Source organism: Kocuria sp., assembly GCF_030538595.1.
GTDB lineage: Bacteria > Actinomycetota > Actinomycetes > Actinomycetales > Micrococcaceae > Kocuria.
The window spans coordinates 24,545-40,507 of record NZ_JAUNTS010000001.1 but is presented as its reverse complement, the minus strand read 5'-3'; the positions used below and the strand labels follow the sequence as shown (position 1 = coordinate 40,507).

Sequence of the window (15,963 nt, the reverse complement as noted above, 5' to 3'; positions counted from 1 at the left end):
ACAAGTCGATGCTCAGCGGAGAGGCCACAACACCCCGGGACTTTACGCGGAAGGCTCAGCCCTGCGGGGACTCACCCGTGTTGCCGTTGCCGCTCACTTCACCGTTCGTGGTGCGTCGTCGCCGCCGACGACGCCGTGCCGCACCTTCCGCTGACCGATCGCGGGTCTGCGTGGTGTGGCGCTCACCGGCCTGACGAGTTCCCTCCCCGGCAGCACCGGAGTCCTGTTTGCGCTCGTGATCGTGGGGGCGACCATCGCGTTGGCTGGTCTCTGCACCGTTGCCGGGTCCACCCGTGTTGCCCTGTCCACCTCGGCGACCCTGGCCTGCCCGGCCGTTGGAGCGGCGACGGTTACGGCCCGTGCCACGGGTGGATTCCCGGTCCGAATCAGTGCGGGACTCGCCGCCCCCGGAAGCGCCCTGCTTGTTCCGGCCAGAAGCCCCGCGACCCTGGCCCGTAGACCCTCGTCCGGAAGATTTCCGGCTGGAGCTGTCCGGCCCACCCAGGTCTTCGAGTGTTTCGGCACCCAGCCCCGCGTGAGTGCGCTTGTTCTTGGGCAGCCGTCCCTTGGTGCCCTCTGGAATGTTGAGGTCCGTGTAGAGATGTGCTGAGGAGGAATAGGTTTCCTGCGGCTCCTGAACACCAAGCTCCAAGGCTTTGTCGATCAGGCGCCAGCGCGGTACGTCATCCCAGTCCACAAACGTGATGGCGGTGCCCTTGTTGCCGGCGCGGCCGGTGCGCCCCGTGCGGTGCAGGAAGGTCTTTTCGTCCTCCGGGCACTGGTAGTTGATCACGTGGGTGACATCATCCACGTCAATGCCGCGGGCAGCCACATCCGTTGCCACCAGCACGTCCACCTTGTTGTTGCGGAAGGCCCGCAACGCCTGCTCGCGTGCCCCCTGGCCCAAGTCACCGTGCAGGGGTGCAGCCGCAAAACCGCGCTTGGACAGTTCATCCGCCACCTTGGCGGCGGTGCGCTTGGTCCGGGTGAAGATGATGGTTTTGCCACGGCCTTCGGCCTGCAGGATGCGAGAGACCACCTCATCCTTGTCCAAGGCGTGTGCACGGTAGATCACCTGGCGGATGTCTGCCTTGGTGGTCCCTTCATCCGGTGCGGCGGCCCGGATGTGCATGGGCTTGGACATGTACCGGCGCGCCATGGCCACCACGGGGCCGGGCATGGTGGCGGAGAACAGCATGGTGTGGCGGACCTTGGGGACGGTGGAGAGGATCTTCTCCACATCCGGGAGGAAGCCCAGGTCCAGCATTTCGTCAGCTTCATCCAGCACCACGGCCTTGACCTGGGAGAGATCCAGGTGGTGCTGGCGGTTGAGGTCAATCAGGCGGCCCGGGGTGCCCACCACAATCTCGGCGCCCCTTTCCAGCGCCTCGATCTGCGGTTCGTAAGCGCGGCCACCGTAGATGGTCAACACCCGTGCGTTGCGGGTCTTGGCAGCGGTGGCCAGATCTGAACCCACCTGAACGGCCAGTTCACGGGTGGGCACAATGATCAACGCCTGCGGTGCACCGGCGTGTTTGAGGCTGCCCCAACCGTCGTCGTCGCGGCCCACCACGCGCTGGATCACCGGGATGCCAAAGCCCAAGGTCTTGCCCGTGCCGGTTTTGGCCTGCCCGATGATGTCCTGTCCGGTCAATGCCACCGGCAGGGTCATGGCCTGAATGGGGAACGGGGAGGTGATGCCCTCTGCGGCGAGTGCTTCAACAATGTCCTGGCGCACGCCGAAATCGGCGAAAGATGTGGGGGCCTCAGCAACGGCCTGCGGGGTGGCTTCCAGGGAAGCCTCCGCAACTGCCTCGATGCTGTCGGTGTTCTGGCTGTTGGTGCTGGTCACCGAAGGTTCAGTCTCGGTGGACTGTTCACGGGTGGGGTTTTCGGTCATGGAGTTTCTGAACTTTCTACGCTGATCGGGCACGCAATGGGCGGGAGCGGCAGAGTTGCTGATCACAACCCCGCACGGCTGGCCGCTGCCGGGCGCTCACCGTGACGGTGAGGCGGGCGCGCTTGTGGGAAGAAGCCGATCGCGGTGTGAAGGTAGTGACCCGGTTGGGTCACAGGATGCGTGACGTGCTGTTGTCTACGACCGGTCATCTGTGGTGCACAGCCACTCTACCCGCACAAAGACCGGTGGCCCGTGAGTGGCGGAGCACCCGCCCCGTCGTCGTGCTTCCACCTGCGGTCCGCATTTGCCCTCAAGTGGTACGCAAAAGACCAAATTCGGTACGCAAAACACCAAGAATCACATCGATCAGTGGCTATTTGCGTACCAACTCAGGCCAGCCGCGTCGGAGTCCATCAGCCACGCTCCCAGAACCAGACCCCACAACCACACCTTGCACTTCCACCTAGAACCCAGGTGGCCCGTGAGGTCATGGTTGTCATGACGAACTCACGGGCCACCGCACAGCGTGGGGATCAGTTGTTGCTCACCCCGGGCATGAAACCCACCTTGCGGCGGGACTCGCTGCCGATCTCCACGTAGGCAATACCGGAGGCTGGCACCAGGGTGGTGTGGTCCTTGGTGTCGGTCAGGCTCAGAACGGAGCCATCGGCCAAGGCTGCGCTCACCAACTCCTGGGCCTCCTGTGCACTCAACGGAGAATCGACCACAACTTCACGACCCACGTGCTGGATACCGATTTTGATGTCCACGCTGCCTCCTGCGGCTCTGATGGTGGGCGGGAAACCTGATGTCCAAGGCTTTACCTTGGCAGTTCACCCGCACTGCAATGAAAGTTCCTCACGCAATCCTAAGAAGGTGCTACTGCCAGTCTTCGTCGATGATGCTGATTCCGCCCCAGGCTAAACGGAAGACTTGGCGTTGGGCCTCCGCGCGGTCACCCACGCTGGGATTGTGCGCCCAGTAGTAGGCACCTGCCTCCGCCATGGCGGTCAGGGACCGGGCCAGCATCACGGCGTGGGCCTGACTGATCCCCGCGTTGGGCCCCAGCACGGAGCCGATGGCTTCAGCCACTCCCAGATGGAAGTTCTCAAACCGGGAGCGGATTTCAGCATCCGCCATCTGGTCGGTTTCAAAGATCAAGCGGTAGGCATTGGGGGAGTCGGCCACAAAGTCGAAGTAGACATTGAGCATGGATTCCACTCGGGTGCGATTGACCGCGCTGGAACGCAATGCCGTCAACAACCGGGCCGCCAACTGCTCCAAGTGGTCATCCACCAGCGCCAGATACAGTTCCCGCTTGCCCGGGAAGTGCTGGTACAGCACGGGCTTGGACACTCCCGCCGCCTCCGCGATCTCGTCCATGGAGGCCTTGTGGTAACCGTGCGTGGAAAAAACCTCCAGCGCCACCCCCAGGAGTTGGCTGCGGCGCTGTTCACGGGGTAGCCGCGTTGACCTCGCGGGGCGCACGCCGCGGCCGCCGGGAGCTGCCCGGTGTGAGCGGGACGAGTGACGGTCCAGGCCTTGGGACATGAGGACTCCTGTTACCGGATCATCCCGCAGCGCGCGGCGCGGAGGACAGGCGCGGCTCGGAGGGGGAAGCGGAATCGTGAGCGGGTGGTGGGGTGTCCAGCACGGACGGTTCGGATTCCTCAATCGTGATTCCGAACAGGGCTTCCAGGCCGGTCAGATAGTCGTCAGCGCGGCCTTCTTTGGCCAGCTGACGAGCCCTCACGGTGGGTTCATGCAGCAGGGACTTCACCATGCGGCGCATGGCGAACTCCATTTCCTGATGGGCTCCCGTGCAGCCGTGGTGCGCCCGGATCTTGCCCAGTTCCTGTTCCAGGATGCCCATGGTGTGTTGACGTAGCGCCACGATGGCGGCACTCATGTCCCGTCCCGTGCGCTGATGCTTGAAGCGATCAGCAGCCTGGTCCACAATCCGCTGAGCAGCCGCCACGGATTCCCCGGTCTCCTCCGGTGCCGCCAGTTTGACCGACTCCAAGGTGATGAGTTCAACGTGGGCCAGATCGGCCACGCTCGGATCAAAGTCTCTGGAGAGCGCCAAATCCACCACGGTCAAGGGGCGATCCGGCATGGCATTGGCCGGCATGGGTTCGGAGCCACCAGAACACCCCACCACGACGTCGCACCGGGCCAGTGCCGCGGCCAACTGCTCCTCACCGACCGGGGTGCCACCGCGGTTGGCGGTGAATTGATCGGCGCGCCCGGAGGCCGAATAGACCTCAATGTCCGCGCACCCCCGATCCCGCAGAGCGGCCATGGTGGCACCGGCGTAAGCGCCCGTCCCAAAAACCAAGGCGCGGCGTTGCGGCCACTGGCCCGCGGTGACGTCGTCGGCCAGGTCCAGGGCCACGGAGACAATCGAGCGGCCGCGCTCGCCCAGGCTGGTGTGCGTTCCCACCTCACGGGCGGTGTGGGCGGCAGCTTCAAAGAGGCGCACCAACTCACCGCTGGCGGTGCCGTCCCGTTGCGCTTCCGTCAGAGCGCGCCGCACCTGGCCCGTGATCTCGCGTTCGCCGACCACAGCTGATTCCAAGCCGGAGACCACGGTGAAAAGGTGCCGTGCGGCGTCGTCCTCCGTGAGCAAGCGGACGCCGTGGGCCACGTCCTGCGGATCAAAACCGGCGCGTTGAGCCAGTGCCTCCACCAGTTCCGCGCGAGTCTGCGTCAATTCAGGTGTGGGTCCGGAGGTCACGGGGAGTTCACCGTAGAGCTCCAGTCGGTTGCACGTGGACAGCGCCACCACACCGTTCAGCGCCCCCGAGCTGACAAGCTGCGATGGCAGCCCTCTGGCACCGTCTGCCAAACGGGCAACGGTTCTCAGATCAACGTCACGGTGTGAGGCCACCAAGGAAAAGAGCACCACAGTGTATGCATCGTAACGTGGACAGCCTTGGGTGCCGATCACCTGTGGGTGGGGGCACACGGTCCAGGGGCCGTGTTGACGAGGCGTCACCAAACTGGTCAACGCCAGTTGGCACAATGGCAGTGATGACTACTGCACCCCATTCCGCCGGACCCAAAGCCGTGTCCGATGCCGATGCACCCGCGGGATTTCGCCGTGGGTTCCAGAATCTTCCAGAATCACACCCGCTGCGCTCCGGAAGTACCGTAAATGCCCCTCTGCTCCAGGCGTTGACGGCACGGACACCCGATCACCGGCCCGTGTGGTTCATGCGTCAGGCCGGGCGCTCGCTGCCCGAGTACCGGGCAGCGCGCCAGGGCAACGCCATGCTGGATGCCTGCTTGACCCCTGACCTGGCCGCGGAAATCACCCTTCAGCCGGTGCGGCGTCACAACGTGGATGCGGGGATTTTCTTCTCCGACATTGTGGTTCCGCTGCGTTTGGCCGGTGTGGGTGTGGAGATCGTCCCCGGCAAGGGCCCCGTCCTGGACTCACCGGTACGCACCCCGGCCGATGTTGCCGCGCTGCCCGAACTCGACGACGCCGCACTGGAACCGATCCGGGAAGCCGTGGCCTTGACCGTGGCCGAGTTGGGGTCCACTCCGCTGATCGGCTTTGCGGGGGCGCCGTTCACCGTGGCCGCCTACATGGTGGAAGGCGGCCCGTCCCGGGACCATTTGCTGCCGCGCACCATGATGCACGCTGATCCCCAGACCTGGGAGGCCCTGGCCGACTGGGCCGCGCGAGCTTCCGGTGCCTTCTTGCGCGCCCAGGTCATGGCAGGTGCTTCCGCGGTGCAGCTGTTTGACTCCTGGGCGGGGTCTCTGTCCGTGGCTGATTACCTGGACCACGTGGTGGGCCATTCCGCCACCGCCTTGGCCTCCGTGGCCGACACCCCGGTGCCGCGCATTCACTTTGGTACCGGTACGGGTGAATTGTTGGGCGCCATGCGGGATGCCGGGGCGGAGGCAGTGGGTGTTGACCACCGGATTCCGCTGGAGGAAGCCAACCGGCGGCTGGGTGGGCGTACGGTGGTACAGGGCAACATTGACCCAGCATTGCTGCCGGCGCCCACGGAAGTGCTGCACCGGCACGTGGATGAAGTCTTGCGTGGCGGCGCCATGGCGCCGGGCCACGTGGTGAACCTGGGCCACGGTGTTCCGCCGCACACAGATCCGCAGGTGCTCACGGATCTGGTGAACTACATCCACGGCAATCCGGCGGCCGTTGCCAGCGCCTGAGATGTAGAGCGTGCGCACAACACGGAGGCCGTGAGTACGCATGAGCCCCCAGCAGTAACGCGAGACAAACGCGAAAGGAGTCCCACGGTGACCACCAGCTCGGATCGGAGCCCCGGCGCATCCATTCCGCGCAAACCACGCAGCGCGCTGGTGGTGGGTGGCGGCATGGCTGGTCTGGTGGCCGCCCGGGACTTGGCCATCGCGGGCTTGAAGGTCAGCCTGGTGGAGTCCCGCCCGCAATTTGGCGGAGCCGTTGGTTCCCACATGGTCAACCACACCGTTCTGGACTCCGGGGCTGAATCCTTTGCCACCCGCACCCAAGACGTGGCTGATCTCATTGCCGAACTCGGTTTGAGCGAACGCGTGTGCTCACCCAGCCAGGCAGGGTCCTGGGTTTATCTTCCCGACGGCGCCCGTCCAGGCGAGCGCTCCGGTGTCCTGGGGATTCCGGGGGACTTGGACAGCACTGGCTTGCGCAAGACGCTGGGGCGGTACGGGTGGTGGCGGGCCAAACAAGATCTCAAACGTCCTGCCAGAATCGGTGTGCGGGCTGAGACCGTGGGGGAACTGGTGCGTGCCCGCATGGGTTCGGCTGTGGTGGACAAGCTGGTGGCTCCGTTCACGTTAGGGGTGCATTCCCTACACCCTGATGAATTGGACGTTGAGGCGGTGGCCCCGGGCTTGCGGCAGGCATTGAGCCGTGAAGGTTCCCTCATGGCGGCCGCAGCCTCTTTGCGGAAGGCCACTCCCGCGGGCCAGAACGTGGCCAGCTTGCGCGGTGGGATGAACGTGTTGGCGGAGGCCTTGGTGCAGGACTTGACCCGCCGCGGCGTCAAACTGATGGCTGGTTACGACGTTCTTGCCTTGGACCGCGACCCCCGCAGAGATGGGTGGATGGTGGTGCAGCGTCAGCCGGAGGTGGGGGACAAGACCACGATTGGCCGCGGTGAACTGCTGGTCATGGCAGCTGATGGCACCAGCGCTGTTCGGTTGCTCTCCGGCGCGGACCCCGGATTTGCGCAGCTTCAACCGGACCCCAGTCCCAGGGTTGCTCTGGCCACCCTGGTGGTGGACAACCCCGCTCTTGATGCTGCCCCGCGGGGTACCGGAGTCTTGGTGGCCCCGGAGGTCACGGAGGTTCGGGCCAAAGCCATGACGCATGCCAGCGCCAAGTGGGAGTGGATTCGGGAGCTCTTGCCGACCGGGCGGCATGTGTTGCGCTTGTCCTATGGCCGTGGTGGTGCGGACCACGGGCAAGCGGCGCCGGAACTGGAGCTCACGGATGACCAATTGGTCACTCTGGCCCTGCGGGATGCCTCCCACCTTCTGGGTGTTGAGTTGAAGCCTCAAGACCTGGTGGACGCGGACGTGGTGCGCTGGGAACAAGCCCTGAGCCGTCCCTCCGCGGGACATCCGGAGCGGGTGCACAGGGTGCGCGACGGCGTTGCTCAACTGCCCAGTGCCGTGGCGGTTGGTGCGTGGCTGGCTGGTACCGGCCTGGCCGCCGTCGTGGAGGACACTCGCGCGCAAGTGGCTGCGTTGCTGGCCAGCAAGGGGATTCACCCTGCACCGCGAAACGGCCGTTGACCCGTGTCCATCGGGTGGTGGGCGGCGATGACCTGCCATGAGCTGAGCTGAGCTGAGCTGAGTGGCACAGGCACACAAGACGTTTCAGAGATGACAAGAAGAGGAAGAGCAGAGCATGAGTGAACATGGCACGGGAAGCCGCACCCAGGCACCGGCTGAACAGCCCGCAGAGGAGAAGCTGTATTGGGCGGTGTGGTCGGTGTACGCGCGTGACGCGGACCGTACGGCGCTGGAAGTCGGCGCAGAACAAGCTGCTGTCCAGGAGTTTGATGCCCTGGTGGAACAACTGGCAGCCCAGGGGGTGACTGTTCGCGGAACCTACGATGTCTCTGGGCAGCGCAACGATGCAGATGTGATGCTGTGGCTGCACGGAGATGACCCGCAGGCGCTACAGGCTGCGCTGCGCAAGGCTCGCAGAACGGCCATGCTCAGCGGCACCCACCAGGTGTGGTCCTCCATGGGGGTGCACCGGGAGGCGGAGTTCACCACCAACCATCTGCCGTCCTTTGCCCGCGGTACCGAGCCCGGTGCGTGGTTGTGTGTTTACCCCTTTGTGCGCTCCTACGAGTGGTACTACATGAACGATCAGCGGCGTTCCGAAATGCTGAAGAACCACGGCATGAAAGGACGCGATTATCCGCAGGTTCAGCCGAACACCATCGCCTGCTTTGGCCTGAATGACTACGAGTGGCTGCTGGGGCTGGAAGCTCCCGAGCTGGTGGACCTTGTGGACATCATGCGGCACTTCCGCAACACGGAGGCCCGTCTGCACGTCCGTGAGGAAATCCCCTTCTACACAGGGCGCCGCGTGAACACCACCGAACTTCTGGAGGTTTTGCAGTGACCCAGCACGAATCTCACCAAGACGGAGCCGCCCCGGAGGTGCTTGCTCCATCGGTTGTGACCGTTCCCACAGGAGCGGAATTGGACGAGATGGCACAACGCGGTGGAGCGGGGGCAGCTGCGGGTCAGGCCCAGGAATCGTCGTCGTCGCTCAGCCAGGCGCGGGCGGAGGAACCGCAGGAATGGGATGCCGTGGTGCTCTCCAGCTTTGGTGGCCCCGAAGGCCAGGACGATGTTATTCCGTTCCTGCGTAATGTGACCCGCGGCCGCGGCATCCCGGATGAGCGGTTGGAAGAGGTGGCCACGCACTACCGCGCGAACGGGGGAGTGTCCCCGATCAACGCGCAAAACCGGGCGCTGCGCCAAGCCCTGGAGGCTGAAATGCAGGCGCGCGGCATCCACACCCCCATTGTGTGGGCCAACCGCAACTGGGACCCCTATGTGGCGGATGTGCTGAAGGAACTGCACCAACAGGGTAAGGACCGGGTGTTGGTCCTGGCCACCTCAGCATTCTCCGGGTATTCCTCCTGCCGCCAGTACCGTGAGGACTACGGTGTGGCGCTGGCCGAAACCGGCCTGGGTGAGGTCATGACGGTGGCCAAGATCCGGCAGTACTACGATTCCGAAGGCTTCCTGATCCCCTTTGTGGAGGGGGTGCAGGAGGCCTTGGAGTCCATCACGGCGCAGGAGTCTGCTGCGGGAGGGCCCGTCAAGATCTTGTTTGCCGCTCACTCGGTTCCGGACGTGGACGGACTGGCCTCCGGTCCGGAGCAGATGCGTCAGGATTTTGTGGGTGGTTCGGCTTATGTGCACCAGCTGCTTTCCGCGGCCCGGGAAATCATGCGGAGGGTGTCTGCGGATTCGGTGGCACCGGCTGCGCAGTGGGAGCTGGTCTTTCAATCCCGGTCCGGTTCGCCCAAGGTTCCGTGGCTGGAGCCGGATGTCAACGACTCCATCGAACAGGCCGCCGCAACGGGTGCGGCCGGTGTGATTGTGGTGCCGCTGGGCTTTGTCTCCGACCACATGGAGGTCATGTGGGACCTGGACACGGAGGCTGCCGAAACCGCAGCTGAACAGGGCTTGGCCTTTGTGCGCACGCCAACCCCGGGAACCCACCCTGCGTTTGTCTCCGCCCTGGTGGACCTGCTGGAACAGCGCATGGTGGGTCGTGATGCCCCCGCCCGGGTGTCCGCCTGCGCCCCAGGTACCTGGTTTGACACCTGCGCCGCCGAATGCTGCGTGAAAGTCCTGCGCGGGGCCAGCCAGCCACGTCCCACCATTGCGCAGCGCGAGCCGGGTGCACCCTTGCCGGTGAGCGTGGACGACGACGCCGCGGTGGTTTACGCGTGAGCCTCCCGCAACCGGCAGGTGAGGCTGGCACCACCGCCGTCCTGCGTATTGGCACCAGGGGCTCGGCGCTGGCCACCACTCAGACCGGTCATGCGGCGGAGGCGCTGGTGGTTGCCGGTGGCCCGGCCTACGAGTTGGAGATCATCCGCACGGAGGGTGATGTTGTCACCGGATCACTGGCCACATTGGGTGGTACGGGCGTGTTCGCTGCGGCACTGCGCCATGCTCTGACGGATGGGCGCGTGGACCTGGCAGTGCATTCCCTCAAAGACCTGCCCACCGCACCGCATCCGGGTTTGGCCATCGGTGCAGTTCCGGTGCGTGAAGATCCACGGGATGCCCTGTGCGCACGGGACGGGTTGAGCTTGGATCAATTGCCGGAGGGTGCCAACATCGGCACCGGCTCACCGCGCCGCGCTGCCCAATTGTTGGCGGCTCGGCCGGACCTGACCGTGGTGGACATTCGGGGCAACGTACCCACGCGGTTGGCGCGGGTGGCCGGTGTGGATGACTCCGGCCCCGGTGACTTGGACGCCGTGGTGCTGGCCAGTTCCGGCCTGCGCCGCCTGGGGCTGGAAGCCTATGTCACCGAGTATCTGGACCCTGCCGTGATGTTGCCTGCACCCGGACAGGGGGCTCTTGCCCTGGAGGTCAGGGCGGAGCTCTTGCACGCCGACCCGGAACTGGCCTCCCAGGCCCTGGGCGCCTACGGCGATGTTCCAGAGCACGTCAAAACTCCTGACCGTGCTGGTCAGGCTCAGATGGATGCTGTGCTGCTGCACGCCTTGGCTGCCATCAATCACGCGGAAACACGATGGGCCGTGACCGCTGAACGGGCGCTGCTGGCTCGGTTGGAAGCAGGGTGCGCGGCCCCCGTGGGCACCTTGGCAACGGTGGAGGACGGCTTGTTGGTCCTCACCGTTGCCGTGGCCTCACCGGATGGAACGCGAGTCATGCGGAGGACGGCGGCCTCTGACGAGCTCTCCACGGATGCCGCCCGGGAATTGGGCAGGCGCATGGGGGACGGTCTGCTGGCCGACGGCGCAGCCCACTTGGCAGGATTGCGCTGACGTGCGTGTTGATGGAGCCAGGTCCGGTGATGGAACTGGGTCAGTTGGTGGAGTTGAGCCAGATGATCGAGCCGGGTCAGTTGGTGGAGCTGAGTCATGTGAGGACCACATCTCCAGCGGCGTTCTGCGCGGCCTGCGAGTGCTGATCACCCGAACCCCGGATCGAGCCCACCCCCTGGTGGCTGCCTTGCAGGAAGCTGGGGCCGTGCCGATTCTGGTGCCGGTGCGCCAGGCCGCGGCACCTTCAGGCGCGGATGCTCAGGCACTGCGGGAACTCCTGGCTCAGATGGCACAGGCGGGAGCCTCCGACTGGGTGGCGGTGACCTCAGTCAACACGGTGCATGCGCTGACCGCCGTCCTGACGGCAGACCGCCTGGAGGGCGCTGTGCAGGATGAAGATGCTGCGCCGGATGAATCCGGCTTGCCGCAGACCGGATCAGTGGATGACTCCCACGGCGCATCTGACAGCAAGAACTCCAATCCGCTACTCGGACAGTTCTTGGCGCCAGCCCTGGCTCGCGGCCTGCGGGTAGCTGCGGTGGGGGCTGCCACCAGTCGGGCCCTGCAAGTTGCGGGGGTGCCGGTGGAGCTGTGCCCACCGCCCGAACAATCCTCCGCCAACGGCTTGTTGGCCCACTGGCCGCAGGCACCCACAGCGGGTGAAACTCAGCCGGTGGTGTATGTGCCCCAGTCAGCTGCAGCTCGGCCCACCCTCACCCAAGGGTTGCGAGATCAACAATGGGATGTCCGCACCGCCGTGGCGTACCGGATGGTGGAATGGCCCGCTCAATGGCCCCTGGTTCCCGCACTTGGACCTCCTGGAGACCCTGGGCCTGCTGGAATTGAGGTGTGGGACGCCGAACGTGCCCGGGAAGGCATTGCCCACGGAGAGGTGGATGCGGTGGTGGCCACGGCGCCGTCGTTGGTACAAGGGTTGGTGGGGACGGACCGGGGCACCGCGCCGAGCAAATCTTCAGCTGGGAGCGCTACGGTGACCTCGGTACGGTGGGTGGCCATCGGAGAACCAACTCGTGTGGCAGCGCAGTCCGCAGGGATCGCGGCCCACGGCGCAACAACCCCGGACACCGATGGCTTGATCGCGGCTCTCTGCGCAGCGGTGCACAGTCAACCCGTTGCGGCACAGAGCCAGTCTGCCGCGGCTCCAGCCCAATCCGCTGCGGAGCAAAGCCAACCCTCAGCCCAGACCCGAGCAGATGTGAAGGAGCATGGATCGTGAATCCCGGTGAAGCACCCGTCCACGCACAGGACTTGCCGTACCGCCCGCGGCGCCTGCGGGCATCGCCCATCATGCGCTCCCACGTGCAGGAGACGCGTGTTGACCCCAGCCAACTGATCCTGCCCGTTTTTGTGCGGGAGGGGGCTACGGAAGCGCGGCCCATCACCGCCATGCCGGGGGTGGTTCAGCACTCCATGGATTCGCTGAAAGCTGCCGCCCGGGAGGCCGTGGAGCTGGGGCTTGGCGGCTTCATGATCTTTGGCGTCCCCACCACACTGGATGCCACGGGCTCCGGGATTCAAAGCCCGGACGGGATCCTGAATCGCGCGCTTGCTGAAGTGCGTGCTGAGGTGGGAGATCAGATCTTGGTGATGGCAGACCTGTGCCTGGACGAGTTCACAGATCACGGTCACTGCGGTGTCCTGGATGCCCACGGCCGGGTGGACAACGACGCCACATTGCAGCTCTACGCGCAGGCCGCCGTGGCCCAAGCGCAGGCCGGTGCTCACGTGCTGGGGCCCTCCGGGATGATGGACGGTCAGGTGGGTGTGATTCGTCAAGCCTTGGACCAGGTCGGCTACACAGACACCGCCGTGCTGGCCTACTCCGTCAAGTACGCCTCGGCTTTTTACGGACCGTTTCGGGAAGCCGTGGACTCCACCCTGACCGGGGACCGCAAGACCTACCAGATGGACCCCGCCAACCGACGGGAAGCGTTGCGGGAATTGCAGCTGGACCTGGATGAAGGTGCGGACATGGTCATGGTCAAACCAGCCATGTCCTATTTGGACATGGTGCGAGAGGTTGCCGATCACTCGCCCGTTCCCGTCTCCGCTTACCAGGTCTCCGGGGAGTACTCCATGATCCAAGCCGCCGCGGCCAACGGCTGGATTGATCGCCGTGCGGCCATTGAGGAGTCCATTCTCTCCATTCGCCGCGCAGGTGCAGACACCGTACTGACCTACTTTGCCGCCGACTTTGCCCGATGGTGGCAGGAGTCCCACTGACCGTGGTGGCTTTGCTGACTTACCCCGAGCCCTCCGCGTTCGGAGCATCCAAACCGCAGTCCCCGGCAGCCACACCGGGACCACGACGACGAAAGAGGACGATCACGTGAGCGTCTCAGAAGAACTGTTCGACCGCGCCCGCCGTGTCATGCCCGGAGGTGTGAACTCCCCGGTGCGTGCCTTCAACTCCGTGGGCGGTACCCCCGCCTACATCACCGCAGCTCGCGGTCCCTACCTGCAAGACGTTGACGGCCGTGAGTACGTGGACCTGCTGGGCTCCTGGGGGCCCGCGCTGGTGGGCCACGCTCACCCCGTGGTGCTGGAGGCCGTTCACTCCGCGGTGGAAAAAGGTCTGGGCTTTGGCACCTCCACCCGCGCGGAGACCGAACTGGCCGAACTGGTGGTGGAGCGCATTGGCGCCATTGACGAAATCCGGATGGTTTCCACCGGTACGGAAGCCACCATGACCGCCATCCGTTTGGCCCGGGGTGCCACTGGCCGCGATCTGGTGATCAAGTTTGCAGGGTGTTACCACGGGCACGTGGACGCTCTGCTCTCCGAAGCCGGCTCCGGGGTGGCCACTCTGTCCCTGCCGGGTTCCGCGGGAGTCACGGAGGCCACCGCCGCGCAGACGCTGGTGCTGCCCTACAACGACCTCGACGCCGTTCGCGCCGCCTTCCAGGCTCACCCGGACCAGATTGCCGCGGTCATCACGGAGGCCGTTCCTGCGAACATGGGTGTGGTGCCACCGGATGCAGGCTTCAACGCCGGACTGCGTGACATCACCCGGGAGCACGGCGCCCTCATGATTTTTGATGAGGTGATGACGGGTTTCCGTGTTCACGCGGCCGGGTATTGGGGGCTGTCCGCACCGGAGGAAGGGGACTGGGCACCTGATCTGTTCACCTTTGGCAAGGTGATCGGCGGTGGCCTGCCGGCTGCCGCTGTGGCTGGTCGGCGTGAACTCATGGAATACCTGGCTCCTACTGGCCCTGTGTACCAGGCAGGGACACTCTCCGGTAATCCCGTGGCCATGGCTGCGGGCCTGGCCACATTGAAGCTGGCCGATGATGACTGCTACCGCACGGTCAATCGTCGCTCCGAACAACTGCGCGGAGAGGTCTCGGCGGCCCTGAACACGGCCGGAGTGAACCACTCCGTGCAAAACGCAGGTTCTCTGTTCTCCGTGACTTTTGGGACAGCTGAGCATCCGGTGCGCAATTACGCAGACGCCAAAGCTCAGGAAGTCTTCCGTTGGGCCCCGTTCTTCCACTCCATGCTGGATCAGGGGGTCCACCTGCCGCCGTCGGTGTTTGAGGCTTGGTTTGTATCAGCTGCTCACGATGATTCAGCCATGGAGCGAATCATCCAGGCACTACCTGCTGCCGCACAGGCTGCTGCGGCAGCCACCCCGGAGGCCTGAGCCCAGGCCTCCGGGAGAGCTGAGGCAGGCTCATGCAGGAGAGGGCCGCACCGTGACGGTGCGGCCCTCTCCTTGTGATGGTGGCACCCAGAACTGCGGCGGGCGCTTGAGTCATCACCTCAGTGCATCATTGGATCACTGGCCGGTGATGTTCTTGGCCGCATCCTTGATGTTTTCGCCAGCCTGCTTGGTCTTGGCAGAGGCTTGGTCGCCAACGCCCTCAGCCTGAAGCTGCTCGTTGTTGGTGGCGTCCCCGACTGCTTCCTTGCCCTTGCCGGTGACTTCTTCTGCCTTGTTCTTGATCTTGTCGCCGAGTCCCATGAGTACCTCCTGAGTGTGATCAACAGTGACCTGGCTAACAGTACCCTGATTGAGGGCTGCGCCACCTGGGTGTTCGCCGGGAGGAGACGTGAAGGGCACCGTGAGTCCCTGTTTTATGGGTGCGTCACTGTCTTAACGGCCAGTCACCGTTGATCACCAGCGTGGGGTCGTTCTTCTTGCCTCGCAGGTGCTCCTGGAAGCTGGCTGCCTGTTCCTGCGACCAACCGATCTGGCTCTGGTGGAGGCTTTCTGCAGGCACCTCCAAATCGGGGTGCTCACGCGCCAACAACTGGGCCAGCTGGACTGCTGCCAGGGCGTCCGCAGCAGAGGTGTGGGCAGACAGCAGGCTGATGCCATAAGCCTCTGAGAGCGCCACCAAGGTGCGCTTACCGCGCCAGCGTTCCCGGACATGTTTGTGCAGAACATACGGGTCCAACACCGGGCGCGGCTGGGGTGAGCGCAGTCCGTGCCGCCTGGCTTCTGCCTCCAGGACCGTGAAGTCGTACGCGGCATTGAAGGCCAAGACCGGTATCCCGTGGCTGAAGAGTTCGCCCATCAGATCAAGAATCTGAGCTACGGCGGTAGTGGCCGCCACCCCGTTCTCTTGTGCATGCTCCGTGGTGATGCCGTGAATGGCAGCAGCGCCGTCCGGTATCTCCACTCCGGGGTTGACCAACCATTCCCATTCTCCGAACACGGTGCCATCCGCTGCCACCAACAGGACGGAGGCGGTCACAATGCGGCAACTCGTAGCGTCCCGTCCTGTGGTTTCCAAGTCAAAGGTGGCCACGGGCTGTTCGGTCCAAGAAACGGTGGGGTCAGCGGGGACCTGGGCCCAGTCGATGCGAGCTGGCTGTGGCCCGGTGACCGTAGCCGAGTCTGCGGCGGTCATCACCGGCTGTGCGATGGCCTGCGGGGCCGGTATCTCCAGTGGAAGTTCTGCCTGCTCTCCGTCACCGGGTGAGTCGAACAGCGCGGGCTGATGCGGCTCAGTGTGCTGATGACTGGACGGTGCGGCAGGTTGTTGATGCGGCATG

At 64.9% G+C, this 15,963-nt stretch carries 14 protein-coding genes; 8 read left to right on the top strand and 6 right to left on the bottom strand.

Going from position 1 to position 15,963, the window contains the following annotated elements; genetic code table 11:
• Positions 1-55: 55 nt before the first annotated feature.
• The 4 genes from Q4G32_RS00155 to Q4G32_RS00140 all read right to left on the bottom strand — a co-directional run bounded on the left by Q4G32_RS00155 (position 56) and on the right by Q4G32_RS00140 (position 4,808).
• A complete protein-coding gene (locus Q4G32_RS00155; protein WP_303348368.1) occupies positions 56-1,900 on the bottom strand; it encodes a DEAD/DEAH box helicase in 1,845 nt (614 codons plus the stop codon).
• Positions 1,901-2,433: 533 nt separating this feature from the next.
• On the bottom strand, positions 2,434-2,670 hold the full coding sequence (locus tag Q4G32_RS00150) for a DUF3107 domain-containing protein (protein ID WP_303348367.1): 237 nt from the start codon (positions 2,668-2,670) through the stop codon (positions 2,434-2,436).
• Positions 2,671-2,779: 109 nt separating this feature from the next.
• Positions 2,780-3,451, bottom strand: a complete 672-nt coding sequence (locus Q4G32_RS00145; RefSeq protein ID WP_303348366.1) for a TetR/AcrR family transcriptional regulator — start codon at positions 3,449-3,451, stop codon at positions 2,780-2,782.
• Positions 3,452-3,470: 19 nt separating this feature from the next.
• Positions 3,471-4,808: a glutamyl-tRNA reductase gene (locus Q4G32_RS00140; RefSeq protein ID WP_303348365.1), complete on the bottom strand. Its 1,338-nt coding sequence runs from the start codon at positions 4,806-4,808 to the stop codon at positions 3,471-3,473.
• 125 nt (positions 4,809-4,933) lie between these two features.
• Between Q4G32_RS00140 and hemE the strand changes: the two genes are divergently transcribed.
• The 8 genes from hemE to hemL all read left to right on the top strand — a co-directional run bounded on the left by hemE (position 4,934) and on the right by hemL (position 14,605).
• Complete coding sequence (hemE, locus tag Q4G32_RS00135) at positions 4,934-6,088, top strand: uroporphyrinogen decarboxylase (protein ID WP_303348364.1); 1,155 nt, start codon at positions 4,934-4,936, stop codon at positions 6,086-6,088.
• An 87-nt stretch (positions 6,089-6,175) separates the two neighbouring features.
• A complete protein-coding gene (hemG, locus tag Q4G32_RS00130) occupies positions 6,176-7,675 on the top strand; it encodes a protoporphyrinogen oxidase (protein WP_303348363.1) in 1,500 nt (499 codons plus the stop codon).
• A gap of 115 nt (positions 7,676-7,790) precedes the next feature.
• Positions 7,791-8,519 carry a hydrogen peroxide-dependent heme synthase gene (hemQ, locus tag Q4G32_RS00125; RefSeq protein WP_303348362.1) on the top strand — a complete coding sequence of 243 codons (729 nt, stop codon included), beginning with the start codon at positions 7,791-7,793 and terminating at the stop codon, positions 8,517-8,519.
• Between the two features lie 89 nt (positions 8,520-8,608).
• Positions 8,609-9,868, top strand: coding sequence for a ferrochelatase (locus tag Q4G32_RS00120; RefSeq protein WP_441327443.1), 1,260 nt, complete (start codon positions 8,609-8,611; stop codon positions 9,866-9,868).
• The gene (hemC, locus tag Q4G32_RS00115; protein WP_303348360.1) at positions 9,865-10,938 is read left to right on the top strand and encodes a hydroxymethylbilane synthase; all 1,074 of its coding nucleotides are present in this window, start codon (positions 9,865-9,867) and stop codon (positions 10,936-10,938) included. The genes Q4G32_RS00120 and hemC overlap by 4 nt, the downstream gene beginning before the upstream one ends.
• 139 nt (positions 10,939-11,077) lie before the next feature.
• Positions 11,078-12,175 (top strand): uroporphyrinogen-III synthase, encoded by a 1,098-nt coding sequence (locus Q4G32_RS00110; RefSeq protein ID WP_303348359.1) that lies wholly within the window; start codon positions 11,078-11,080, stop codon positions 12,173-12,175.
• On the top strand, positions 12,172-13,182 hold the full coding sequence (hemB, locus tag Q4G32_RS00105; protein WP_303348358.1) for a porphobilinogen synthase: 1,011 nt from the start codon (positions 12,172-12,174) through the stop codon (positions 13,180-13,182). The genes Q4G32_RS00110 and hemB overlap by 4 nt, the downstream gene beginning before the upstream one ends.
• Before the next feature lie 106 nt (positions 13,183-13,288).
• Entirely contained in the window at positions 13,289-14,605 is a 1,317-nt protein-coding gene (gene hemL, locus Q4G32_RS00100) for a glutamate-1-semialdehyde 2,1-aminomutase (protein ID WP_303348357.1), read from the top strand.
• A 135-nt stretch (positions 14,606-14,740) separates the two neighbouring features.
• On the opposite strand, the gene Q4G32_RS00095 is transcribed toward hemL, so the two are convergent.
• Together Q4G32_RS00095 and Q4G32_RS00090 are read right to left on the bottom strand one after the other, a co-directional pair.
• Entirely contained in the window at positions 14,741-14,926 is a 186-nt protein-coding gene (locus Q4G32_RS00095) for a CsbD family protein (protein WP_303348356.1), read from the bottom strand.
• Positions 14,927-15,050: 124 nt separating this feature from the next.
• Positions 15,051-15,962 (bottom strand): exonuclease domain-containing protein, encoded by a 912-nt coding sequence (locus tag Q4G32_RS00090; protein WP_368660340.1) that lies wholly within the window; start codon positions 15,960-15,962, stop codon positions 15,051-15,053.
• Between the last annotated feature and the right edge of the window lies 1 nt (position 15,963).

Coding starts and splice junctions, on each gene's coding strand:
- Q4G32_RS00155 (WP_303348368.1), bottom strand. CDS start 1,900: ATGACCGAAAACCCCACCCGTGAACAGTCCACCGAGACTGAACCTTCG.
- hemQ (WP_303348362.1), top strand. CDS start 7,791: ATGAGTGAACATGGCACGGGAAGCCGCACCCAGGCACCGGCTGAACAG.
- Q4G32_RS00145 (WP_303348366.1), bottom strand. CDS start 3,451: ATGTCCCAAGGCCTGGACCGTCACTCGTCCCGCTCACACCGGGCAGCT.
- Q4G32_RS00090 (WP_368660340.1), bottom strand. CDS start 15,962: ATGCCGCATCAACAACCTGCCGCACCGTCCAGTCATCAGCACACTGAG.
- Q4G32_RS00095 (WP_303348356.1), bottom strand. CDS start 14,926: ATGGGACTCGGCGACAAGATCAAGAACAAGGCAGAAGAAGTCACCGGC.
- hemE (WP_303348364.1), top strand. CDS start 4,934: ATGACTACTGCACCCCATTCCGCCGGACCCAAAGCCGTGTCCGATGCC.
- Q4G32_RS00120 (WP_441327443.1), top strand. CDS start 8,609: ATGGCACAACGCGGTGGAGCGGGGGCAGCTGCGGGTCAGGCCCAGGAA.